This window comes from Chitinophaga sp. RAB17 (assembly GCF_052114225.1).
In the GTDB taxonomy this organism is placed as follows: Bacteria; Bacteroidota; Bacteroidia; order Chitinophagales; family Chitinophagaceae; genus Chitinophaga.
Window position 1 is genome coordinate 625,683 of the sequence record NZ_JBFREI010000002.1, and the last position, 22,920, is coordinate 648,602.

General features: G+C 43.6%; 20 protein-coding genes and 2 tRNA genes. 12 read left to right on the top strand and 10 right to left on the bottom strand.

Features of this window, described 5'->3' with window-relative positions; all coding sequences use genetic code 11:
• The first annotated feature begins 77 nt into the window (after positions 1-77).
• The 3 genes from deoC to AB4Z08_RS08555 are packed head-to-tail and all read left to right on the top strand — an operon-like array spanning position 78 to position 2,380.
• Complete coding sequence (deoC, locus tag AB4Z08_RS08545; RefSeq protein WP_441573308.1) at positions 78-749, top strand: deoxyribose-phosphate aldolase; 672 nt, start codon at positions 78-80, stop codon at positions 747-749.
• Positions 750-780: 31 nt separating this feature from the next.
• Positions 781-1,221 carry an SPOR domain-containing protein gene (locus AB4Z08_RS08550; protein ID WP_441573309.1) on the top strand — a complete coding sequence of 147 codons (441 nt, stop codon included), beginning with the start codon at positions 781-783 and terminating at the stop codon, positions 1,219-1,221.
• Complete coding sequence (locus AB4Z08_RS08555) at positions 1,205-2,380, top strand: M20 metallopeptidase family protein (protein WP_441573310.1); 1,176 nt, start codon at positions 1,205-1,207, stop codon at positions 2,378-2,380. The genes AB4Z08_RS08550 and AB4Z08_RS08555 overlap by 17 nt, the downstream gene beginning before the upstream one ends.
• Positions 2,381-2,509: 129 nt before the next feature.
• Here the strand turns inward: AB4Z08_RS08555 and AB4Z08_RS08560 are convergent, their stop codons facing one another.
• From AB4Z08_RS08560 to glyA, 5 genes are all read right to left on the bottom strand, one after another.
• Positions 2,510-3,235 carry a hypothetical protein gene (locus tag AB4Z08_RS08560; protein WP_441573311.1) on the bottom strand — a complete coding sequence of 242 codons (726 nt, stop codon included), beginning with the start codon at positions 3,233-3,235 and terminating at the stop codon, positions 2,510-2,512.
• Between the two features lies 1 nt (position 3,236).
• Positions 3,237-3,608 (bottom strand): GntR family transcriptional regulator, encoded by a 372-nt coding sequence (locus tag AB4Z08_RS08565; RefSeq protein ID WP_441573312.1) that lies wholly within the window; start codon positions 3,606-3,608, stop codon positions 3,237-3,239.
• Between the two features lie 12 nt (positions 3,609-3,620).
• Complete coding sequence (locus AB4Z08_RS08570; RefSeq protein WP_441573313.1) at positions 3,621-4,433, bottom strand: hypothetical protein; 813 nt, start codon at positions 4,431-4,433, stop codon at positions 3,621-3,623.
• A 9-nt stretch (positions 4,434-4,442) separates the two neighbouring features.
• On the bottom strand, positions 4,443-5,276 hold the full coding sequence (locus AB4Z08_RS08575; protein ID WP_441573314.1) for an ABC transporter ATP-binding protein: 834 nt from the start codon (positions 5,274-5,276) through the stop codon (positions 4,443-4,445).
• 162 nt (positions 5,277-5,438) lie between these two features.
• Positions 5,439-6,716, bottom strand: a complete 1,278-nt coding sequence (gene glyA, locus AB4Z08_RS08580) for a serine hydroxymethyltransferase (protein WP_441573315.1) — start codon at positions 6,714-6,716, stop codon at positions 5,439-5,441.
• A 226-nt stretch (positions 6,717-6,942) separates the two neighbouring features.
• On the opposite strand from glyA, the gene AB4Z08_RS08585 reads away from it, so the two are divergent.
• Entirely contained in the window at positions 6,943-7,935 is a 993-nt protein-coding gene (locus AB4Z08_RS08585) for a sugar phosphate nucleotidyltransferase (RefSeq protein ID WP_441573316.1), read from the top strand.
• A gap of 120 nt (positions 7,936-8,055) precedes the next feature.
• Positions 8,056-8,994: an NAD(P)H-dependent flavin oxidoreductase gene (locus AB4Z08_RS08590; protein ID WP_441573317.1), complete on the top strand. Its 939-nt coding sequence runs from the start codon at positions 8,056-8,058 to the stop codon at positions 8,992-8,994.
• Between the two features lie 120 nt (positions 8,995-9,114).
• On the opposite strand, the gene AB4Z08_RS08595 is transcribed toward AB4Z08_RS08590, so the two are convergent.
• From AB4Z08_RS08595 to AB4Z08_RS08610, 4 genes are all read right to left on the bottom strand, one after another.
• Positions 9,115-10,425 (bottom strand): ABC transporter permease, encoded by a 1,311-nt coding sequence (locus AB4Z08_RS08595; protein ID WP_441573318.1) that lies wholly within the window; start codon positions 10,423-10,425, stop codon positions 9,115-9,117.
• A 16-nt stretch (positions 10,426-10,441) separates the two neighbouring features.
• Positions 10,442-11,386, bottom strand: coding sequence for an ABC transporter ATP-binding protein (locus AB4Z08_RS08600; protein ID WP_441573319.1), 945 nt, complete (start codon positions 11,384-11,386; stop codon positions 10,442-10,444).
• A gap of 56 nt (positions 11,387-11,442) precedes the next feature.
• The gene (locus AB4Z08_RS08605; RefSeq protein ID WP_441573320.1) at positions 11,443-13,002 is read right to left on the bottom strand and encodes an NAD(P)/FAD-dependent oxidoreductase; all 1,560 of its coding nucleotides are present in this window, start codon (positions 13,000-13,002) and stop codon (positions 11,443-11,445) included.
• A 161-nt stretch (positions 13,003-13,163) separates the two neighbouring features.
• Entirely contained in the window at positions 13,164-13,550 is a 387-nt protein-coding gene (locus tag AB4Z08_RS08610) for a DUF3127 domain-containing protein (protein WP_079469647.1), read from the bottom strand.
• A 552-nt stretch (positions 13,551-14,102) separates the two neighbouring features.
• Between AB4Z08_RS08610 and dnaA the strand changes: the two genes are divergently transcribed.
• The 3 genes from dnaA (at position 14,103) to AB4Z08_RS08625 (ending at position 17,038) form a co-directional block, all read left to right on the top strand.
• Complete coding sequence (gene dnaA, locus AB4Z08_RS08615; RefSeq protein WP_079469646.1) at positions 14,103-15,536, top strand: chromosomal replication initiator protein DnaA; 1,434 nt, start codon at positions 14,103-14,105, stop codon at positions 15,534-15,536.
• 388 nt (positions 15,537-15,924) lie between these two features.
• Positions 15,925-16,013 (top strand) — tRNA-Ser (locus tag AB4Z08_RS08620).
• Positions 16,014-16,588: 575 nt separating this feature from the next.
• Positions 16,589-17,038 carry a hypothetical protein gene (locus AB4Z08_RS08625; RefSeq protein ID WP_441573321.1) on the top strand — a complete coding sequence of 150 codons (450 nt, stop codon included), beginning with the start codon at positions 16,589-16,591 and terminating at the stop codon, positions 17,036-17,038.
• A 61-nt stretch (positions 17,039-17,099) separates the two neighbouring features.
• On the opposite strand, the gene chrA is transcribed toward AB4Z08_RS08625, so the two are convergent.
• Complete coding sequence (gene chrA / locus AB4Z08_RS08630; protein ID WP_441573322.1) at positions 17,100-18,431, bottom strand: chromate efflux transporter; 1,332 nt, start codon at positions 18,429-18,431, stop codon at positions 17,100-17,102.
• A 574-nt stretch (positions 18,432-19,005) separates the two neighbouring features.
• On the opposite strand from chrA, the gene AB4Z08_RS08635 reads away from it, so the two are divergent.
• The 4 genes from AB4Z08_RS08635 (at position 19,006) to AB4Z08_RS08650 (ending at position 22,800) form a co-directional block, all read left to right on the top strand.
• The gene (locus tag AB4Z08_RS08635) at positions 19,006-19,395 is read left to right on the top strand and encodes a hypothetical protein (protein WP_441573323.1); all 390 of its coding nucleotides are present in this window, start codon (positions 19,006-19,008) and stop codon (positions 19,393-19,395) included.
• A gap of 188 nt (positions 19,396-19,583) precedes the next feature.
• A complete protein-coding gene (locus AB4Z08_RS08640; protein WP_441573324.1) occupies positions 19,584-21,980 on the top strand; it encodes an ABC transporter permease in 2,397 nt (798 codons plus the stop codon).
• Between the two features lie 166 nt (positions 21,981-22,146).
• Positions 22,147-22,220, top strand: a tRNA-Pro gene (locus AB4Z08_RS08645).
• Positions 22,221-22,317: 97 nt separating this feature from the next.
• Positions 22,318-22,800, top strand: coding sequence for a hypothetical protein (locus tag AB4Z08_RS08650; protein ID WP_441573325.1), 483 nt, complete (start codon positions 22,318-22,320; stop codon positions 22,798-22,800).
• Positions 22,801-22,920 lie beyond the last annotated feature (120 nt).

Genomic DNA, 22,920 nt, shown 5'->3' on the forward strand with positions numbered 1-22,920 from the left:
TGTAAATGATATCAGAACGGATTACGGCAACGTAATCCGTTTTGCATTAATTTCGCCTTGTAATAAGTAAATGAACGATGATGGAGATTAACCGCTATATAGACCATACTATATTAAAACCTACTACTACGCTGGAAGACATCAAGCAGCTGTGTATGCAATGTGTGGAGTATGATTTTGCAGCTGCCTGTGTGCCGCCGTTATATGTAAAGCTGGCCAAACAATTTCTGGGAGCTACCAACACCAAAGTAGCTACTGTAATAGGATTTCCTTTCGGTTATTCCGCTATTGAAGCGAAAGTAGCAGAAACGGTGCTGGCCATTGTAGATGGTGCAGATGAACTGGACCTGGTGATTAACATTTCAGCGATCAAAAACAATGACTGGGAATACCTGGAAAAAGAGATCGCCAATATCATGTACATCATCCGGGAAAAGAAAAAAGTGATCAAGATCATCATCGAAAGTGGCATATTATTGGAAGAGGAGATCGTTAAATGTTGCCAGCTGTATGCAAAGTATGGGGTTAATTTCATGAAAACATCTACCGGCTATGCAGAAAGAGGGGCTACAGTAGAAGCAGTAAGACTGATGAGAGCTAATTTACCTGCCAGCATACAGATAAAAGCTTCGGGCGGTATTCGTACCTTTGTTTTTGCCCAGGAGCTGATAGAAGCCGGGGCTACCCGCATAGGAGCCAGTGCCAGTGTGAATATCGTGAAGGAAAGCAAGGACGCTGCGGCGCAATAAATAATTATTCATAGTTAATTATACAGTATTCATGCAAAAGTTATTCATCCTGGTTTGCTGTCTGTTGGGAAGTAGTTGGGCCATGGCACAAGACAATGCAACAGCAACCAACGGAAATGTTAGGGTGGTAAAAGATAGTCGTGTGGATGTGCTGATTAAAAAACAGATCTACATTAACACCCTGGCCATCCGTAACCAGTCTGGTTTCCGGGTACAGGTAATTTCTACCAACAAACGTGGCGATGCCAATGAAGCCAAAGCAAAAGTAATGCAACTCTTTGGCGACTATCGTACCTATCTCGATTACCAGGCCCCGTATTTTAAAGTGCGCGTAGGCGATTTTAAAAGCCGTGAAGAAGCCGCCGAATTACGGGATAAATTATCTGACCTGTTTTCAGGAGGCGTATTTGTAGTACCAGCCATTATTAACGTGTCACCGGATAAAGAACTATCGAATGAAGAACCGTATTAAAGAGCTGGCAAAGGCGTATGCTCCTGAGTTTACTGCCGTCAGGAGGCATTTGCATACCCATCCGGAACTATCCTTTCAGGAATTTGAAACGACCGCTTTTATACAGCAGCAACTCACCGCTTTTGGTGTTCCTTTCCAGGCAGGCATCGCCGGCACAGGCATCGTTGCACTGATTGAAGGGAGAAATCCGGCCTCTAAAGTAATTGCCCTGCGTGCTGATATGGACGCTCTTCCAATTACAGAAGCCAATGATGTGCCCTATAAATCTGCTAATGTAGGTGTTATGCATGCCTGCGGACATGATGTACACACCTCCTGTGTATTAGGTGCTACTAAAATATTGAATGAATTAAAAGATCAGTTTGAAGGCACGATCAAAGTACTGTTTCAGCCGGGAGAAGAAAAACATCCCGGAGGCGCCAGTATTATGATTGAGGAAGGAGCACTCGAAAACCCACGTCCGGATGCTATCCTGGGCATGCATGTGCATCCTACCCTGGAAGCCGGTAAGCTGGGTTTCCGTGAGGGAAAGTATATGGCAAGTGCCGATGAAATATATATTACGATCAAAGGTAAAGGCGGCCATGCGGCACAGCCACATCTAACCGTAGATACTATCCTGGTGGCATCTCAGCTGGTAGTAAGTTTACAACAGATCATCTCCCGTAACAACAATCCCTTCTCTCCTTCTGTATTGTCGATCTGTGCTTTCAACGGCGGATTTACGACCAACGTCATTCCGAGTGAAGTAAAGCTGATGGGTACTTTCAGGGCTATGGATGAAACCTGGCGCTTTAAAGCACATGAGCTGATCCGTAAACAGGCGGTAGGTATTGCAGAAGCCATGGGGGCTGAAATAGACATTGAAATACTGGTAGGTTATCCTACGTTATATAACAATGAAGAAGTGACTAAAAAGGCTCGCCATTTCGCTACCGAATACCTCGGTGCGGACGACGTAGGTGATACAGAAATCAGAATGGGGGCAGAAGATTTTGCTTTCTATTCACAAGTGGTGCCGGCTTGCTTTTTCAGACTGGGTACTGGTAATGTTGCCCGGGGAATTACTTCCGGTGTGCATACTCCTACTTTTGATGTAGATGAACATGCGATAGAAATAGGAATGGGTACCATGGCCTATTTAGCTACGCAGTTTTAATGATACGATAAAAAAGTCCCGATGAAAATCGGGACTTTTTTTTATCTTCTTAATAAAAAAGGCCGATTGAAAAATAAGCCCGTTTATATATCGATAGAAATTATTGCTAAAAACGTGTAGTCGTTATTGTTAGTTAATCTGTTTAATACAACTGATGGCCTTACCATAGATGTTTAATTCCCGTAAACTATCTACCCTGATATCCGCCGCTTTGTATTGTATATCTTCAAACCGGAGTGCACCACCTTTGCCCATTGTTATTTTTACGCTATCCAGTGTATTGTCGCCGGCCAGAGAAAAATCGTTGGCCAGTTCACCTGCATAAGTCAAGGACTTGAGATGATTATTTGACAGGAATGTACCGGCATTAGGACCTGATTTAATTGTCAGATCCGGTATAGTGAAGTCTCTTATTAACACATTGCAGTAACTGTTATTGATGACTTTCAGTGACGGACAGGTAAGCCAGATATCATTTTGCTGATCCATGCGGATAAATAAGGTGTCGCCTGATTGTCTGGTCGTTACATTGCTATGATGATTCAATGTGTAGGTATCTCCCCTACTAATATTTATGTTGTTGATGCCCTGTGTGTAGGTCATCTGTCCATTTTGTGTATCCTGCTGATGAGTTTCTGTAGTCGCGAGGTCCGCCTGACCGTTGGTGAGTACCAATACACTGAACGGCTGAAGGGTTTCTGATTTCTGTTTGGGATCCGGTTTGGATTGGTGATTGTATTGCTCTTCGTTGGTAATCGCTTTACTATAGTTCACCCTTAGGAGGATGGCAGCAAACAACATCAAAAACACGAGTACACCAGTGAAACCGATCAATAATTTTTTACTCGTTTTCATATTAGTTGAAATTAGATTTTTTGAATTTCTCAAAATGAGGTTTCAGTTCATCGAGGCCCAGATCCAGTAAGTACAAGCTGCGGAAAAAGCTGGGCAATTCATTGCTGATGAATGTTTCTTTTTTGAATTGCCTGATTTTCTTTACGGCATCTGCACTGATGAAATAGCCGATTCCTCTTTTATTGAAAATGATTTCCTGCTGCTGCAACAGCTCGCAGGTACGCATCACGGTATTGGGATTTACTTCCAGTAATACTGCAAGTTCCCTGACGGAAGGAATGCGTTCATCCGGTTGCCATTTATTAAGCAATATCTGTTCGCAGATGTAATCCGCGATCTGTACATATATAGCTTGCGTTTCTTTGAATTCCATCTCACAAAAGTTTTAAATTTCTTGATCCTTCAACCGGAAATATGCCATGGTCCAAAACACAGGTGCTAATATAAATTTCATGATGAAGGCGTACATATCCAGCAACCAGCGAGGGATGAGGTAAGTGGTGGTATGCCAGGATACCGGCCCGCCTTCCAGTTTATTGACCATCACAAATGGTATGGCTCTTTTCCAGAATTCTCCTTCCAGTCCGAATAATAAGGTAATCACTATACAGTTGATCAGATACAGGCCAAACAGGAAAATGAATACGCAGAAGACTGTTTTAAGAAAACTATATTTATGAAAATAGGTAGCACCCAGTAAGAAGATCGACTGCAGAACAAAGTAGCCATAGTAGATGTATTTTTTCTCATCCGGGTCATTGAGGAATTTGTAGTCCCTTGCTATCTGTTGTCCGGTATAGCTGATTTGTACATTTTCGATGATCCTGAAACTGAAGTAGCAACTGACATGATAAAACAGGAAGTAACCAACGGTGGTGATCATGAACAGGGTAAAGAATTTTTCGAATTGAGACGCTGGTAGCATTAAGTAGTCTACACCCTTTTCTTTGTTGCCCAGTTCATTAAAGGATCTGCTGGTAAAGAGAAGCCCTCCCAGAAACAAACCGATATAATAGAACGGCATGAAATTACTGACCTGTTCAAACCGGTTGTGGGAAAGCACTGCCAGCACACCTATCGTAGTAGATAATACAAATATGGCGACTGCTCCCATCAGATAAAAACGAAGATGATCCGTAGAGTGTTTCTGCAGGTAGAACTGYATGCGCCGGAGGTTGAAAACGTTGTTTGCTTGCATGGGTAGTAATTAGTTGAATATTTCCTGGATAGGTTTGTGATTAGTGAGTATCGCGTTGAACAACAGCTCCATATCTATTTTACTGTGTTCATTGCCTGCATTTTTGGTAATGATGGTATGGCCACGGAGATTACTGTCGGCGAACAATACACCGGTGGTTTCTTCCATACGGCTCACTGTTTTGAAACTCAGTTTATCCGTTACCGTTTGTACGTCTTCCCGGAAAATGATTTTGTGACCGTCTATAATGACAATGCTGTCTATCAGGTTATCCAGGTCACGGACCTGGTGCGTGGAGATGACAATACATTTATCTTCACTCACAGCTGCTGCAATCACCTTACGGAACTGGCTTTTAGACGGGATATCCAGGCCATTGGTGGGCTCGTCCATGATCAGCACTTTGGTGTTGGTGGCGAGGGCAAAACTGATCAGCACTTTTTTCTTTTGTCCATAAGACATTTCCGTTAGTTTCTGATCGCGTGGAATTTCAAACTCTTTCAGGTACCTGAAAAACGCTGCTTCATCGAAGTTGGGATAAAAGGGCGCATAGATATTTACATACTTTTTAACGCTCACTTTAGGCAGATAGAATTCTTCCGGCACCAGGAATATTTCCCGCAGGAAGGCGGGTTGTCTTTTGGCAGAAGGGAAGCCCATTACTTCACAGGTGCCGCTGTCGGGGAATAACAGCCCGGCCATTTGTTTCAGGAGGGTAGACTTGCCCGCACCGTTTTTTCCAAGCAAACCATAGATGTGGCCTGCTTCCAGGCGTAGTTGCAGGTTCTCGAACAGGGGCTTGTTTTTCCGATAGCTGAATGTCAGGGATTGGATGTTAATCATATCATGTGGTTTAGTGTACTACTTAACTAGTACACTATAAAGATAATGGGATTTTTAATATCTCAAAAGAATTTTTTTGGAGAGATAAAAAGCAGGGAACAAAAAAAGAGGAAGTCTTATACAGACTTCCTCTTTTATAACTTATATAGCAGGTGGTTATACTTACAGTTCAGGGTACAGGGTAAACTGTTTCATGAACGCATTTACTTCGCCTCTTACGCTGGTGATGAGTGCTTCGTTATCAGCATCCATCAGCAGTTGATCGATCCAGTCAACGATCTGGCCCATATGCCCTTCGTTCATACCACGGGTGGTGATAGCTGGAACACCTACACGGATACCGGAAGTAACAAAGGCAGATTTATCGTCAAATGGTACCATGTTTTTATTAACAGTGATATCCGCTTTTACGAGTGTTTGCTCTGCTTTTTTACCGGAGATATTTTTATTGCGGAGGTCAATCAGCATCAGGTGATTATCGGTACCGCCGGAAATGATTTCATAGCCTTTGCCAACGAGGCTTTTCGCCATTGACTGGGCATTTTTGAGCATCTGGTTGGCGTATACAGTATAATCGTCAGACAGGATTTCGAAGAAGGATACTGCTTTAGCGGCAATAACGTGTTCGAGTGGACCGCCCTGGATACCTGGGAATACAGATGTATCAATGAGAGAGCTCATCATGCGGGTTTCGCCTTTTGGTGTTTTCAGACCAAATGGATTTTCGAAATCAGCGCCCATCATGATCATACCGCCACGTGGACCACGCAGTGTTTTGTGGGTGGTAGTTGTAACGAAATGGCAATGTGCAAACGGAGAGTTCAGTAATCCTTTGGCGATCAGACCTGCAGGGTGTGCAATATCTGCCATTACAAAGGCGCCTACCTGGTCAGCTATTTCGCGGATACGTTTGTAATCCCAGTCACGGCTGTAAGCAGATGCTCCGCAAACAATCAGTTTTGGTTTTTCGCGGTTCGCGATTTCTTCCATTTTATCGTATTCTACCAGGCCGGTTTCTTTGTTAACACCGTAGAAATGAGGCTGGTAAAGCTTACCGGAGTAATTTACTGCAGAACCATGGGTCAGGTGACCACCCATGCTCAGATCCAGTCCCAGGATTTTATCACCAGGTTGAAGTATTGCCAGCATTACAGCAGCATTGGCCTGTGCACCAGAGTGAGGTTGTACGTTCACATAGGCGGCACCAAATATTTGTTTAGCTCTGTCTATGGCCAGTTGTTCGCTTTGGTCTACAATTTCGCAGCCTGCATAATATCTTTTGCCAGGATAACCTTCGGCATATTTATTCGTCATCACTTGTCCCATCGCCTGCATTACCTGGTAGCTGGTAAAATTTTCAGATGCGATTAACTCAATGCCATGGCGCTGACGCTCCAATTCCTGGCCAATTAAATCAAATATTTGCTGGTCTCTTTGCATGTTGCCTTAAATTTGGTGCAAAAATAAATTAAAGCGGGATCAATTGCAAGCGGAAAGCATAATGCATAAAGTAAAAAGCCAGGGTAAGGAAGATTGCGGCGGTGCCGCAGTGTATTATACCCTTCTGTCTGCGGAACAATAGCTTTATGCTTTCCGCTTTCGGCTTTTTTGTCCTATTTTCGCGGCATTCGAGCAGCAATAGCTATCATCCTAACTACAACAAGTAATGAAGGCAATAATACCAGTGGCAGGGGCAGGCACCAAGCTTCGTCCACACACATATACACAGCCTAAAGCATTAATACCTTTAGCCGGCAGAACCATTCTCAGTATTATTATTGATCAGCTGGTGGATGCAGGTATCAACGAATTTGTATTTGTGGTAGGTTACCTGGGCGAAAAAATCCAGCACTATGTGGAGAAGAAGTATCCACAACTTACCTGTCACTTTGTGCAACAAAACAGCCGTGAAGGTACCGGCCATGCCTTATCCCTCACCCGCGACATCGTAGGCACCGATGAAATACTGATCGTACTGGGAGATACCATTTGTGAATGTGATTTCAAAGAAGTTATCGACTCTCCTTATTCTATGCTGGGCCTGAAGAAAGTAGATGACCCACGTAATTTTGGGGTAGCAGAACTGGATGAAACAGGCAAAATTACCCGCGTGGTGGAAAAACCTCAGATCCCCAAGTCTAACCTCGCGCTGGTAGGACTCTATAAGATCAAAGAAACGCAGCAGCTCTATGATTGCCTGCAAAGCAACATCGACAATAAAATAAAATCACATGATGAGTTCCAGCTCACAGATGCGCTGGAATGCATGATTGAACATGGCGTACAGTTCAATGGCTTTAAAGTATCCAACTGGTTTGATTGTGGTCGTAAAGACACCCTGCTGGAAACAAATGCCATTTTGCTGAAGAAATATAAACTCGCCAATAACCCGGTATTACCGTATGAAAATACGATCATCATTCCACCGGTAAGCATAGGAGAAGGATGTAATATTAAGAACGCTATTATTGGCCCTAATGTAGCCATAGGAGATAATACCGTGATCAATTACTCTATTGTAAAAGATTCCATCATCGGCTCTTTCAGTAACCTGTATGAAGTGGTATTGAAATCTTCGCTCATCGGCAGCGATGCCAATATCCGCGGATTGAGTCAGAGCCTGAACATTGGTGACAATACGGAAATAGATCTGGGGTAGAGAGAATTACGAATTAGGAATTACGAATTACGGATTTGTAGGTAGATCAATAATTGCCGGTCTATCCACAAATCCGTAATTCGTAATTCCTAATTCGTAATTCTTTCTATATTCGCTTCCATGAACAACCGTATCACTTCCTTATTCAATATTCAATATCCTGTTATCCAGGCTGGTATGATCTGGGCAAGTGGCTGGCGTTTAGCCAGCGCTGTTAGTAATGCCGGTGGTCTTGGGCTGATAGGCGCAGGCAGTATGTATCCGGATGTATTGCGGTTGCATATACAGCAATGCAAAGAGGCGACTAATAAGTCTTTCGGCGTAAATATACCTTTGCTATATCCTGATATAGATCAGCTGATAAATATTATCCTGGAAGAAGGGGTACAAATTGTATTCACTTCTGCCGGAAATCCAAAAACATGGACACCGGTACTGAAAGCTGCCGGAGTAAAAGTGGTACATGTGGTATCCAGTGCAGCCTTTGCTCTGAAAAGCGAGGCTGCCGGTGTGGATGCTGTAGTTGCAGAAGGCTTTGAAGCCGGCGGCCATAACGGTCGTGAAGAAACAACTACCATGGTATTGATTCCGGCAGTATGCGAACAGGTACAAATACCTGTGATAGCAGCAGGTGGTATCGGTTCAGGAAAAGCCATGGCGGCAGCTTTTGCACTCGGGGCCTCTGGTGTGCAGGTAGGCAGCCGTTTTGTAGCTACCCCTGAAGCATCTTCCCATATAAATTTTAAACAAGCGGTGGTCAACGCAAAAGAAGGTGATACTATGCTTAGTTTAAAGAAACTCACCCCGGTACGTTTGATCAAAAACAATTTCTATCAGGCCATTAAAGAAGCCGAAGACAACGGGGCAGATGTAAATGCGCTGAAAGCACTGCTGGGGAGGGCGCGGGCCAAAACCGGTATGTTTGAAGGTAACCTCGAAGAAGGGGAACTGGAAATAGGCCAGGTGAGTGCACTGATACATGAAATAAAACCGGCTGCCCTTGTGCTGGAAGAGATATGGACAGAGTTCCAGGCAACGATAAAGCGATTAAGCTGTTAGCCATTAGCTTTTAGCTGTTAGCAAAATGCAGCGGAGATTTATGAGGAAGGAATACCAGTTGCTCTCCCCATAAATCTCCGCTGCATTTTGCTAACAGCTAAAAGCTAATGGCTAACAGCTCTACGGTTTCCTCACCACCCACTTCATCGCTTCTTTTAACGTGATTTTCTTGCCATACATCAATATACCGGTACGGTATATTCTGCCGGCTGCCCAGGTAGTGAGTATAAAGCCCCCTATCAGGCAGATAAAGGACAGCGCCAGTTGCCAGTAAGGTACGGTGCCCGGCACGCCATAAGGCAGCCTGGCCATCATCACCATGGGCGATGTGAAGGGGATAATGCTGCCCCATACTGCCAGCGGGCTACTGGGGTCCTGTACCGCCTTCATCATAATCATGATACCAATGATGATAGGTACAGTTACCGGAATAGTGAGTTGTTGTATATCGGTGGCGTCTTCATTAGCGAGACTGCCAATAGCGGCGTACAAAGAAGAATAAAACAGGTAGCCGCCCAGGAAATACAAAACAAAACAAGGAACGATCAGGCTCCACTGGATGCTGCCTACCACCTCTCTCATCTTGTGAATCATTTCTATCTGATCGGCCTGGCTGGCCTGGGCCATAGCGCCGCCCTGCGCTGCTGCCTGCATACTTTCCGGTGAGAAGAACAACGGAATGAGGGAATAAATGGCCGTAACAAGAACACCCCATATAAAGAACTGTAACAGTCCTACTGCAGCAATGCCGATAATTTTGCCCATCATGAGCTGAAAGGGTTTCACACTGGAAATCATGACTTCTGCAATACGACTTACCTTTTCTTCCATCACGCCCCGCATAACGGATGTACCAAACAACAACAGGACAATGTAGATAATGAAACCGCTGGCATAGCCTACGCCATAGGCCACCCAGGAATTACCTTTTTTCTCTTCCTTACCGTTTTTAAAGGTGACTTCCACATTAGACCGGATCCCATCCATTTTGGATTGATCAATCCCCTGCAGTTCCAGGCGTTTCTTTTCAATAATATCATTGATATCCTTGTTGATATTGCTTTCAATGGTAATGCTGGCCTGACCGCTGCTATAAAATTCGAAGCCGGAAGGACGGCCGATGTCAAACTGTGGAATGTACAGCAGGCCTTCATAGCCTTGTGCTTCGTAGTGCAGTTTGAGGCTGTCGATGTTTTGTTGTTGAAGATATTTGAAATACACCCCTTTTGTATCGGGGAATTTGTTTTCGAATAATCCGCTTTTATCCACTACAGCGATGCGTCTATGTTCGCTGGAAGAGGTGGCCAGGATGATGGGCACAATGATCATGGCCGCAAAGGCCACTGGTACGAGCAAAGTGGTGACGAGGAAAGATCTTTTACGGACGCGGGTAAAAAATTCTCGTTTTATGATGAGCCATATTTTTTCCATAAAGTAAGCAGAATAATCAGATCAGTGGAAGAGCAGCCACGTTGGCGGTGGCATTTTCAGTTTGCTGTACCTGGGTGATAAATACCTCGTTGATGGAGGGAAGGATTTCTTCGAAATAAGTGACAGGGATATCCTGGCGGATAAAATGCAACAGGATATCGTTGGTGGTGCTGTCTTCATTCATTTTCACCGTAAACGCCTTATCATGTGTTTGCACAATATTAAAGTGCCAGGTGGCCATTTGAGCCGGATTAGGCATGGTACCCAAACCTACTTTGAAGAGGCCTTGTTTAAAGTCCTGCTGTATTTGTTGCACGCCGCCATCCAGGATCTTACGGCCTTTGTTGAGCAGCATGATATGATCGCAGATTTCTTCCACCTGTTCCATACGGTGTGTAGAAAAGATGATGGTAGTACCTTGCTGGCTGAGATTGAATATTTCCTGTTTGATCAGGTTGGAATTAATGGGATCCAGGCCGGAAAAGGGTTCATCCAGTATCAGTAGTTTGGGTTGGTGCAGGATGGTAGAAATGAACTGAACCTTCTGTTGCATGCCTTTACTGAGTTCATCTACTTTTTTATTGTACCAGGAGTTGATATCGAACTTATCGAACCAGTATTTGATTTTCTCTACTGCTTCTTTTTTACTGAGTCCTTTCAGTCGGGCGAGGTAGAGGGTTTGTTCGCCTACCATCATTTTTTTATACAGCCCTCTTTCTTCCGGCATGTAGCCGATGTACTGTACATCGTTTTCAGGGTCGAATTTTTTGCCGTTAAAAAGTATCTGGCCTTCATCGGGGTAGAAGATGCCGGTAATCATGCGTAGTAGGGTTGTTTTACCGGCACCGTTGGGTCCCAGTAATCCGAAGATGCTGCCCTGTTGTATATCAAAGCTAACATCATCCACCGCTTTATGGGTTTGATAATGCTTTTTCAGGTGTTTAACTTCGAGTAGGTTCATGGTGAAAAATTAATGATTAATCCGCAATAATTAATCATAATATGCTACCCGGATATTTATCGTAGTTTATCGGCAATAATGGCGGCCACGCGTTCTCCGTCCATAGCGGCAGATACGATACCTCCGGCATACCCGGCGCCTTCTGCGCAGGGGTACAGGCCAGCTACCTGTGGATGTTCGAGTGTGTCGTTGTTGCGGGGAATACGTACCGGGGAAGAGGTACGTGATTCTGTTGCCACGAGTACTGCATTCTCTGTATAGTATCCTTTCATTTTACGGCCAAATGCTTTAAAGGCGCCTGCCAGGCGTTGGTGTACTACTTTGGGCAATACAGTACGCAGGTCGGTGCTTTGCAGGCCGGGTACATAAGAGCATGCGGGCAGAGTGGCTGATACTTTTTTGGCAACGAAGTCGGTCATTCTTTGTGCCGGCGCTATGAAGTTACCGCCACCGGCGATGTAGGCCTGTTTTTCAACTGCCTGTTGAAAATACATGGCAGCGAGTGGTCCGTGGTGTGCAAAGGGAGCAAAGTCAGATTCATCTACAGTAACCACCATACCGGAGTTGGCGAAGGGGTTATTACGTTTGGATGGCGACCATCCATTTACCACCAGTTCACCGGGATCTGTGGCTGCGGGGGCGATAATGCCACCGGGGCACATACAGAAAGAAAATACGCCGCGGCCATCTACCTGTTCTACCAGGCTATAGCTGGCGGGGGGCAGGAATTCGCCACGTACATCACAATGATACTGGGCGCTGTCGATCAGTTCCTGCGGGTGTTCTATCCGGACACCGAGGGCGAAGGGTTTTGCTTCCAGTAAAATGTTTTGTTGGTGCAGCATGATAAATATATCACGTGCGGAGTGGCCGGTGGCCAGGATTAATTGTTTGCCTTCGAAGATTTGTCCGGAGGCGGTTTGTACGCCGGTAACGGCGCCATCTTTCATTTGTATGGCGGTTACTTTTTGTTCGAAGTGTACTTCTCCTCCGCTGTTGATAATTTGCTCCCGCATGGCAGTGATGATATGTGGGAGTTTGTTGGTACCAATATGTGGATGCGCATCGATCATAATTTTATCTTCTGCGCCGAAGTGAACAAATATGTTGAGTATGCGGTTAATGTCACCACGCTTATTGGATCGGGTGTATAGTTTACCATCGGAGTAGGTACCGGCGCCACCTTCGCCGAAGCAGTAGTTGGAGTCGGGGTTTACGATACCGGTTTTATTAAGTGCGGCGAGGTCTCTTCTTCTTGCGCGTACATCTTTACCGCGTTCAATGATAACAGGCTTCAGGCCTGCTTCTATGAGCCGGAGTGCAGCAAAGAGACCTGCGGGGCCTGCGCCTGCAATCAATACCCGTGGGGCATTGGCTGGCAGGGAAGGATATACCGGATGGGTATGTTGCCTTTCGGTGAATGGTTCATTTACAAATACCTGTAGGGTAAGAACAAAGAAGGCTTGTCTGGAACGTGCGTCTATAGAGCGTTTCAGCAGGTTGAATCCTGTAATGTCTTTGGGTTTTACACTCAGAGCTGCAGCGGCGTGCTGTATGATATGTGTAGAAGAGGCGGCATCTGCCGGCAGTAATTTGAGAGATATTTGTTGTATCATATTAGCGGTTAGGTGGTTATCCTAAAACTGCTGCAAAGATAGCTAATAAGGTGAAAAGCGAAAGGCATAAAGCAAAAAGCTATTGAAGCGAAGACAGTAGCGATTTTACACGCTTCCATCTTCGCTTCAATAGCTTTTTGCTTTATGCTTTTCGCTTATGCTTAAAAAGGCAGATCATCACCACCATCACCTCCGCCAGCAGGCATCTGAGGTGTATTGTAGTTAGGCTGAGGATCTGTGCCCGGAGCAGGTGCTGCCATTACAGATTCCATACGCCATGCATCCAGGTTGGTGATGTAATTTACTTTACCATCTTTTTCCCATCTGGTGCCTTTGATATTGAAATAAACTTTAACGTTTTCACCTTCATTGAACCGGTCAACAATACCAGTGCGGTCTTGCACCGACTGAAACTTAATGTAGTTGTTGATAACACGGCCATTGATGTCATCGGACTTCTCTATAACGAACTCTCTTGTCTTAAAAGTTTCGCTACGTTGTACCGTGTTGTACTTCACAATCAGCTTTCCGGTAATTTCAAAACTCATAGAAAAATTATTTTAAATTCAGAAGGGTCAAAGATAAGGTATTCGCCTTAGTGCGTGCAAATATTTTTTATTAATCCGGTGCGCGCGGATATAAATAAATTGTTTCATAATAACTATCCCCGAATACATTTTTTTAAATGGAGATACTAACATAGTTTTGCACCCTCTCCGGAAAAAGTGTGAATATCTCGGCTTTTATCAGTGAACGATTTTTTTTGAGAGAAAGGATACAATATTATTTTATCAATTATATATCCATATTTATGATAAAAAGGAGAATGAAGAAGATAAAGGTGCTGTTAATCAATGGGGTTTATAGTATTGAAAACCTTGTCACGTCAGGGCTGTAAAGCCACGGCAGTAGTGGAAAGAGGAGTTTTGGTACTCTGTAATCAGGAGAATATAAACAAGGGTAGATAAATTTTTTTTTTCAACATTTTCTACAGATATTCGTCATCCTGTCTGAAAATTTTTCAACATCCTGCGTTGGGGAATTTCGAATTCGAGAACTAAGCATCCTTAATTAAGAAACAACTAATTTTTTTTATCTCAATGAATAAAACTTGCGAACAAGTTTGGGAAAAGTGTCTTAATATAATTAGGGATATAGTAGAATGGCAGCCGTTTAAGACATGGTTTGAACCTATTAAACCCATTAAACTTGAAAACAATGTTTTAACCATCCAGGTCCCCAGCCAATTCTTTTATGAATACCTTGAGGAGCATTACGTGGGATTGTTAGGAAAAACCATCAAAAGAGAATTAGGCAAAGAAGCCAGGTTGGAGTATCGCATTGTAGTCGAGAACGGTACACCACATCAGCATCCCAGGACAGTAAACATGCCTACGCAGTTTACAAAACCTCAAAAAGACAATGAAGTAGATTTTCCTTTAACGATTCACAACCCGGTTAAGAATCCCTTTGTTATTCCGGGTATTAAAAGGGTACAAATTGACTCGCAGCTAAATCCCAACTATACGTTTGATGCGTATGTAGAAGGAGACAGTAATCGTGTGGCAAGACGTGCAGGTAAAACGGTGGCTGAGAAGCCCGGTGGTACCTCTTTTAATCCGCTGGTAATATATGGCGGTGTAGGATTGGGAAAAACCCATCTTGCACAGGCAGTGGGCAATGATGTGAAACGTATACATCCTAATAAAGCGGTGTTGTATGTAAGTGCGGAGAAATTCATTAATCAGTTTATAGATCATTCCAAGAATAACATCATCAACGATTTTATTCACTTCTATCAGTTGATAGATGTGTTGATTGTAGATGATATCCAGTTCTTTGCCCGTGCAGAGAAAACACAGGATGCTTTCTTTGCTATCTTCAACCATTTACACCAGTCTGGCAAGCAGCTGATCTTAACGTCTGACAAGGCGCCCAAAGATCTGGATGGTGTACAGGAAAGGTTGCTGAGCCGCTTTCGCTGGGGCCTGAGTGCAGACATACAGATTCCTGATTTTGAAACCAGGATGGAAATCCTGGAAATGAAAATGCGGAATGATGGACTGGAAATGCCGAAGGAAGTAGTGAAGTATGTAGCATACAATATTCAGACAAATGTACGCGAACTGGAAGGCGCTCTCATTTCATTGCTGGCACAGTCATCTCTGAACCGCAAAGAAATAGACCTGGAGTTAGCGAAGCGCGTGCTGAAATCTTTTGTAAAAACTTCTTCCAAAGAAATTACCATCGAAAGCATACAAAAAATGGTGTGCGAATATTTTGATGTGCCTTATGATAAGCTGCTGCAAAAAACACGTAAACGTGAAATTGTACAGGCCAGACAGATTACTATGTATCTCGCTAAATCATTTACCAAAAATTCCTTGAAAACAATCGGTGAACATTTTGGTGGCCGTGATCACACTACCGTGATTCATAGCTGTCAGACAGTGAAAGACCTGATGGATACGGATAATAACTTCCGTGACAGCGTAATTGAATTGCAACAGAAAGTACAACTGGCCGCCATGTAAGGCCCCTCCCCATAAACCTATTTTACGGATGCCATTCTGAAAAGAATGGCATCCGTATTTTTATCCTGTACCACACTTGTTATATATTGTTTATTTTATATTCGATTGGCGCAACTCCTTTCGGTCATCACGCCCGGAGACGATATGTCTGAAGCAGCCGGTGAGCCGCTTTTTTAACGATCATTTATCTGTTTTATATACCAGCATTCGAAAATGAGAAATAGCTTCGTGTCGCTGAAAGTCCTATGGATAAAGGGATTGATAAACGCCATATTAGTGGGTAAGGTATCCCCATACCCAGCTTTTTGAAAAAAAAACAGAAAAAAATGAAAATGCTTTTGGAGAATATAAAACTTTTCCTATTTTTGCAACCCCTTCAGGGAAATACGGAGAGATGCCTGAGTGGCCGAAAGGAACGGTTTGCTAAACCGTCATACGGGTTAAACTGTATCGAGGGTTCGAATCCCTCTCTCTCCGCAGAGATTAAAAGCCTTCAAGTCGTAAGATTTGAAGGCTTTTTCCATTAGGGCTTTTTCTGCTGCGTACCCTCTCCCTTATGCCACTATCAATTTCATTGACTTTTCTTTTCACTCATGATTATTTGCGGATAATATCCTAAGATCCGGAGCTGGTATTTCGCGCCAGGAATTTTCCTTGGTTGATCTTTTATCTGATACAGTTTCGCGTCAGGAATTTTCCATGTAGATATTCAATGACCAGGTAGCTATTCTTATCCTCTTCAAAGTAGTCCGGTAGTTTAGCCATAGGAATATGATTACCTATTTTGGTAATATTTTCTTTTAGCACAATAGCGGATTCCTGTGCATCATCTACGGTATAGTGTTAACTAAAATGTGAACTGTTTTTTGCTGCTGGTCCGGCGAAATTTATCAACAAGGTGTGGAGCATTACCACCGGTTAAGTTTGTACTACTGTAGGACCTGTTGTGTCAGTTGTGTCGTCTGAAGATTAATGTCATGGCTGGTTTGGTAGGCCCAATGGATATGGCATTGTTTTCTATACAAGTACCGTAACCATAAAAAAGTAACCATATGAGTACGTTCAAAACAGCTATCCATCACTTTTTCAAAAATTATGAAAAGGGCTTTCAGGATGCTCTTAAAGGAGAAAGTGTGGATGCGGAAAAAGTAGCAGCTCAGTTCGCAGCATATTTTATAGAAGCCAGCCCCAAGGGAGTGATGAGCGCCCATAATGATAAAAAGTTTATAGCATCCATTCCGGAAGGATATGAACACTATCGACAAATCGGCACGCAATCCATGAAGATCGGAGAACAAACAATTACTTTGCTGGATACCTTTCATGCCATGGTAAAGATTCATTGGCTTTCTACCTATCTCCGGAAGGATGGTAAAAAGGTGGCTATTGATTTTGATGTGATTTATTTCCTGCAGAAAATAGGAGATGAACCCAAGATCTTTGCTTTTATTGCCGGAGATGAAGAAGGTTTGTTGAAGGAGAATGGTTTACTGCCGGAATAAAAAGCTGACAAGCCTTGCTGCCAGGCAATAGCAAGGCTTGTTGTTTAGTATCACTTATTCGCTACCATACTCCCCGTAGTAAATAATGCAGCAACCCATACCCCATACTTAATCCAATCAGGTATAAAATATTCAACTTGAATTGGTGCATCAATACCAGCGAAACCAGTATCCAGGCAAATGCCAGGGGATCCAGTTTGTTGATCATGATGCCATCCGGGAATAATACATCTTTACCCAGGTAAAGGGTAAGGTTCAGTATAACACCCACTACTGCAGCGGTGATTAGTCCCAGTGTACTTTCAATCATGGCATTGCCATGTGTTTTTTCAATTAAAGGCGCTCCTATGAAAACAAGCAGGAAACAGGGTAAAAACGTGAAGTAAGTTGTGACGAGCAATCCCACTGTTCCCATCCATAAAGACCCGCCAAAATGGTTGTATCCTGCCATAAAACCCACAAAAGACAATACGATGATCAACGGACCCGGTGTCGTTTCTGCCAGTGCAAATCCGTCCATCATTTGCAGTTTACTCAGCCAGTTCAGTTTCGTAACGCTGAATTGTGCCACGTAAGGTAGCACTGTATAGGAGCCGCCAATGGTCACGAAGGCCGTTTGTGTAAAGAAGAGACTCAGGTGTTTCCAGAAACTAAAATCGCTGAGGAACAAAAAGAACAGGAGAAAAGGGAATAACCAGAGAAGGAGGCCCGCCCCCAGCAGTTGCAATCCCGGCTTTATTTTTAATCCACTGTCGGCAGTCAGCGTATTTTTATTCAGCACATATCCGCTTTCATCAGCTGTTGCTTCGGCTTGCGATGGCTTTACCTGTAATGCAGCAGGACGTATCAGTCTGCAGCCGATAGCGAAAATGATAGTGCCTCCAATGATGGTAATGAGCGAGGTGTTGAAAAAGAAGATGCACACAAAAGCTACTACAGCCACAAAATAATGCAGCGGACCATGCAAAGCTTTCTGTGCTATTTTAAACATCGCCAGCACGATGATCGCAATCACTGCCGGCTTTAAACCTGCAAACAGGGCGGTTACCCAGGGGATGCTGCCAAATAATACATAAGTGATGCTAAGTGCCAGCAGTATAAACATAGACGGTAATACAAACAATATTCCGGCTGCCAGCCCTCCCCGCTTTCCATGTAACAGCCATCCAATGTAAATGGACAATTGTTGTGCTTCCGGCCCGGGCAGTATCATGCAATGATTGAGGGCGTGCAGGAATTTACTGTTGCTGATCCATTTTTTCTTATCCACCAGGTAGTCGTGCATAATGGCTATATGCCCTGCGGTGCCGCCAAAGCTGATCCATCCTAATTTGAACCAAAATTTCAACGCTTCTTTAAATCCCGGGTGAGGTGTTATTTTTTGTTTTTCCATATAAAATTAAATGCCTCCCTTCCTGCACAGTAAAAAGTACGGACATAGTATCGCCGTATTGAACACTATGCGTGGTCAGTTACCGTCAGATGTAAAAGGGGAAGGAATTATCCGGCAATAAGTGCCGGTTTTAAGATTGTTTTGATAATAAAAAATGTGCTGTCTTCCAGCGGTGATGATATGATGCAAAGATATGTTTAAAATGGCTTCTGTACAAGGTTTTAGACTGTTTATTTGTGGTGAAATGAGATGCTTTTTAGCCTGTAAAATGCATCTGGTGATCTCGGGGTAATCCTGGTTGGTGCGCGGCGAAATTTGAGGGCTCTTTTGCTTTTTTTGAATTGCAGGAGAGGGTGTGTTTAAATATTACTTCCTGTAGCAGGCGTGATACTAACATTGAATGGAACGCTGAGTAGCAGGGATCGGGGAAATATTGTTCCGGGAGTATCATGCGGAAGGTCGTTGTGAGAGAGGGTTTATTGCCTTTTAAGGAGATTTTAAGCTCCGAAGAGCGGCGTTATTGTTCGCTGGCAAGGAAATTGGTTTACTGCCGGTATTAAAACAATAAACACACATGAAAAAGTTAATTGCTGCAATCGCTATCCTGCTGGCGGTATCTCCGGCCTTCGCACAAACAGCTACGCCTAAACAAGCCCCTGCTCCAGCCGCCGCACCTGCACCCAAAGCATTGCCTGCTCCTGAAAAGCGCGCAGTTGCTTATACCGATGAGTTAAAGGCTAAATTACATCTCACCGATGATCAATACCAGAAAGTGCTGGCGGTAAATACAGAATGTATACGCCGGAAGGATGCCCTGAAAGCAAGTGGCCAGAAAGGCGGACCGGGTTCCAAAGAGATATCTGCCTACCGCAAACAGCAGTACCAGACAATCCTGACACCAGATCAGCTTACACAGCTGAAAGCTATTAATGCACAGAACAGCGGAAAGAAGAGCGCCGAATAATAGATTAGCATTATCGTTTTAAAGGGAGTAGTATATGCTGCTCCCTTTTTTGTGCGCCTTAAAACCGAACGATTTATGTATTGCAATCGGACATGTTATTTATATTTACATGTGTAAGGGCGTTATTTTTAATGTTTATATAACTGGCATTTTATTGGCCCCCGCGAAAAGGAATAATTCGTTATTGTATGTTCAGGAGCTATCTGAAATCAGCCTTCCGGAATCTTTTCCGGCATAAATTATTTTCCGGGCTTAACATTTTTGGGTTGGCCACAGGGATGACCTGTAGCATACTTATTTTTCTGTGGGTGCAGGATGAATTAAGCTATGATCAGTTTAATGTGAATGCCGGCAGTATTTACCGGTTAACCGGCCAGGTGTCTGGTATTAATGCGGCGGTGGTGCCCGTGCCAATTGGTACCGTCATTAATGAGGGCATTCCGGCTATTAAGCGCGCTTCCCGTATTTCAGCGTTGCAAAGCATGGTAACAATAGGCACCCGGAAATTTGAAGAGAAGAACATCTATTATGCTGATACCAACTTCCTGCGCATTTTCAGCTTCCCGGTATTGCAGGGCGATACCAGGAGTTTATTAGTGCGACCTGATGGTGTAGTACTAACGGAGAGTGGCGCGAGGAAATATTTTGGCAGTGCCGACCGGGCGATGGGACAAACCCTGCACATTGATAATGACTATAAAGGGAACGATTTACAGGTGACCGGTATATTAAAAGATATTCCCCATAATTCGCACCTGCAGTTTGATATGCTGGTGCCTATAGAGTTATATGGCAGGACCATTAATGCGCAGCAGGCCTGGGCTAATTTTGATGTGTATACCTATCTGGAAGTGAACGATCATTTTCATGCTACCCCAGCAGCATTGGCATCGCTGCAGCAACAGATCATGAATGTTTACCAGAAGAATGATCATTCCGGCACCAATGGGAAACTTTTCCTGCAACGTCTGTCAGATATACATCTGCACTCCAGTTATATGCTGGATGTAGCGGGGCAGGGTAGTTATGCGCATGTCAGCATCTTCTCGCTGATCGCCATTTTTATTCTGCTGATCGCAGGGATTAATTTTATGAACCTCTCTACCGCTTTATCCGGTCAACGTGCGAAAGAAGTGGGGCTGCGTAAAACAGTGGGTGCCCTTCGTTCTCAACTGGTGATGCAGTTTTTGAGTGAGGCGCTGTTGTTGTCGTTTATTTCCCTGCTGATTGGATTAATGATGGCGGTGGTATTGTTACCATTGTTTAATGATCTGGCAGCCAAATCTATTGCTATCCATCTGCTCAATGTAAAGATGCTGGCAGGGCTTGCGGGAATTGCTGTAGTTGTTGGCCTGCTTTCCGGAAGCTATCCTGCGTTATTTCTTTCGTCTTTTAACCCGGTGAAAGTGTTGAAAGGCGTGAAAATGCTGCATGGTCGTAAAACGTTTTTCAGAAACAGCCTGATTGTAGTGCAGTTTTCTATTGCCGTGATCCTGATCGTGAGCACTATTGTTGTTTATAAACAACTGCAGTTTATCCGTACCATGGATATCGGTTATAATAAAGAAAACCTGATGTATGTGCCTATCCCCCGCCTGGGTGACCTGCAGGGCAACCAACAGGCCATAAGAACAGCGATGAGTCAATACCCGGATATCACCCATTATTCTTTTATCAGTCACCTGCCCACTGATTTGGCCACAGGTACCAGGTCGGTGGAGTGGGAAGCCAAAACACCACAGGATGATCGTGTTTTCCCGCAACTCTGGGTAGATGATCAATTTGTGAACACCTTTGGTATGCACATAAAGACCGGCAGATTTTTTTCGAAGGCATTTAAGGGAGATGACGACAATTTTGTAGTGAATGAAGCAGCGTTGAAAGTAATGCACCTGGAAGAGGCAACTGCTGTTGGGAAGAAACTTGCCATGGATGGGAGAGCAGGGGTAATTGTGGGAGTAGTGAAAGACTTTAATTTTAAACCAATACAGCAACCGATAGAGGCCCTCATTATCAGAAATGGCAGTGCCGGGAATTTTAACGGGAATACCGGTTATATCGTTATCAGAACAACACCTGCAAACATGGATCATATGCTGGGTATCATGAAAAAAGTATTTCAACAGGTGTATTCGGATTTTCCTTTTTCCTTTGGGTTTATCAATGAAGATTTATCAAGGTTATATATAGCCGAACAGCGTATGGGCAAGTTGTTTAACATCTTCGCCATACTCTCCGTTATTGTTTCCTGTCTCGGGCTTTTTGGGCTCACTACTTTTGCTACGCAAAAACGTATTAAGGAAATAGGTGTCGGAAAGGTGCTGGGAGCGAGCGTAGCTGGTATTGTTGGGATGTTATCAAAAGATTTTATTAAGCTGGTGGCGTTTTCATTGATTATTGCCTTCCCTATCGCCTGGTGGGCCATGAATAAATGGCTGCAGAATTTCGCCTTTCATATTCATCTCGAATGGTGGTTTTTTGTCATTGCCGGCGCCATTGCCATTGTTATATCCTTTATGACGGTGAGTTACCAATCTATCCGTGCAGCAACAACTAATCCTGTAAAAAGTTTGCGATCTGAGTAATGGGAAATGCGCTGTGCTGGCATGTTTTGTCGTATTTCAGATTTTTTATCAAAAAAAATTTGTTTTTATGTGAAACATTTTCCTACATTTGCACTCCGCAATTGAAGCAATGGTAGCGCCACAAGGGCCGCCGATAAAGCAGAGAGAACGGACTAAGAAGGGATTTCGGGGCGTAGCGTAGCCCGGTATCGCGCCTGCTTTGGGAGCAGGAGGTCGCAGGTTCGAATCCTGCCGCCCCGACTTAGAAAATTGAAGCCTTACAGTGTAAACTGTAAGGCTTTTTTTATGTTTGCCGGAGCGTAAGCTTTACCCGAAATGATGCCTATAAAAATACCCTATGAAAAAGCAGCTATTCAATTTGCCTTATAGTTTGTTATTAATAACTGCATTAGTATTGGCTATTGTTCCTTTTTTCTTTGAAGGACAAAGTGAAGTCATACATTTATTTCATCATACTGTTTTCATTGTTTCGGAATTTCTGATGTGGATGGTTGCATTTATCTTTTTGCTTGGCTGGATCATTTATGTGATAACGAGAAAATTGCTGTTAACAGAGGCATTGACCTGGATTCACTTATTGATCACTATAATAATTTCTTGTTTTCTGCTAACAGTGCGAGTATGGGCATTTAAGTATCCATCAGATAACCTGGAAGTTATTCTTTACAAAGGAGTAGTAAGAAGTACCCCAAGAGAAATCAAAATATCCCTGCTTTTGAAGCTCCTGTTTGCAATAGGACAGATAACCTACGTTGTGAATATAATAGGTGGGATTGTTAAAAATAGAAAAGCAAAAGTTATCATTATGCCTTCAAAATAACATCTTATCATTTATCTCCTTTTCAGATATTATTGAATTTTTGTTCCCCTTTGTCGGCCTTTATTCATTATCACATTGGTTTTCAATCCTTGTCCATCCCCTCCTCCCCCTACACAAGCG

Excerpts from the sequence above, each read along its gene's own strand:
- deoC (WP_441573308.1), top strand. The coding sequence starts at position 78 with ATGATGGAGATTAACCGCTATATAGACCATACTATATTAAAACCTACT.
- AB4Z08_RS08550 (WP_441573309.1), top strand. The coding sequence starts at position 781 with ATGCAAAAGTTATTCATCCTGGTTTGCTGTCTGTTGGGAAGTAGTTGG.
- AB4Z08_RS08555 (WP_441573310.1), top strand. The coding sequence starts at position 1,205 with ATGAAGAACCGTATTAAAGAGCTGGCAAAGGCGTATGCTCCTGAGTTT.
- AB4Z08_RS08560 (WP_441573311.1), bottom strand. The coding sequence starts at position 3,235 with ATGAAAACGAGTAAAAAATTATTGATCGGTTTCACTGGTGTACTCGTG.
- AB4Z08_RS08565 (WP_441573312.1), bottom strand. The coding sequence starts at position 3,608 with ATGGAATTCAAAGAAACGCAAGCTATATATGTACAGATCGCGGATTAC.
- AB4Z08_RS08575 (WP_441573314.1), bottom strand. The coding sequence starts at position 5,276 with ATGATTAACATCCAATCCCTGACATTCAGCTATCGGAAAAACAAGCCC.
- glyA (WP_441573315.1), bottom strand. The coding sequence starts at position 6,716 with ATGCAAAGAGACCAGCAAATATTTGATTTAATTGGCCAGGAATTGGAG.
- AB4Z08_RS08585 (WP_441573316.1), top strand. The coding sequence starts at position 6,943 with ATGAAGGCAATAATACCAGTGGCAGGGGCAGGCACCAAGCTTCGTCCA.
- AB4Z08_RS08590 (WP_441573317.1), top strand. The coding sequence starts at position 8,056 with ATGAACAACCGTATCACTTCCTTATTCAATATTCAATATCCTGTTATC.
- AB4Z08_RS08595 (WP_441573318.1), bottom strand. The coding sequence starts at position 10,425 with ATGGAAAAAATATGGCTCATCATAAAACGAGAATTTTTTACCCGCGTC.
- AB4Z08_RS08600 (WP_441573319.1), bottom strand. The coding sequence starts at position 11,386 with ATGAACCTACTCGAAGTTAAACACCTGAAAAAGCATTATCAAACCCAT.
- AB4Z08_RS08605 (WP_441573320.1), bottom strand. The coding sequence starts at position 13,002 with ATGATACAACAAATATCTCTCAAATTACTGCCGGCAGATGCCGCCTCT.
- AB4Z08_RS08610 (WP_079469647.1), bottom strand. The coding sequence starts at position 13,550 with ATGAGTTTTGAAATTACCGGAAAGCTGATTGTGAAGTACAACACGGTA.
- dnaA (WP_079469646.1), top strand. The coding sequence starts at position 14,103 with ATGAATAAAACTTGCGAACAAGTTTGGGAAAAGTGTCTTAATATAATT.
- AB4Z08_RS08625 (WP_441573321.1), top strand. The coding sequence starts at position 16,589 with ATGAGTACGTTCAAAACAGCTATCCATCACTTTTTCAAAAATTATGAA.
- chrA (WP_441573322.1), bottom strand. The coding sequence starts at position 18,431 with ATGGAAAAACAAAAAATAACACCTCACCCGGGATTTAAAGAAGCGTTG.
- AB4Z08_RS08635 (WP_441573323.1), top strand. The coding sequence starts at position 19,006 with ATGAAAAAGTTAATTGCTGCAATCGCTATCCTGCTGGCGGTATCTCCG.
- AB4Z08_RS08640 (WP_441573324.1), top strand. The coding sequence starts at position 19,584 with ATGTTCAGGAGCTATCTGAAATCAGCCTTCCGGAATCTTTTCCGGCAT.
- AB4Z08_RS08650 (WP_441573325.1), top strand. The coding sequence starts at position 22,318 with ATGAAAAAGCAGCTATTCAATTTGCCTTATAGTTTGTTATTAATAACT.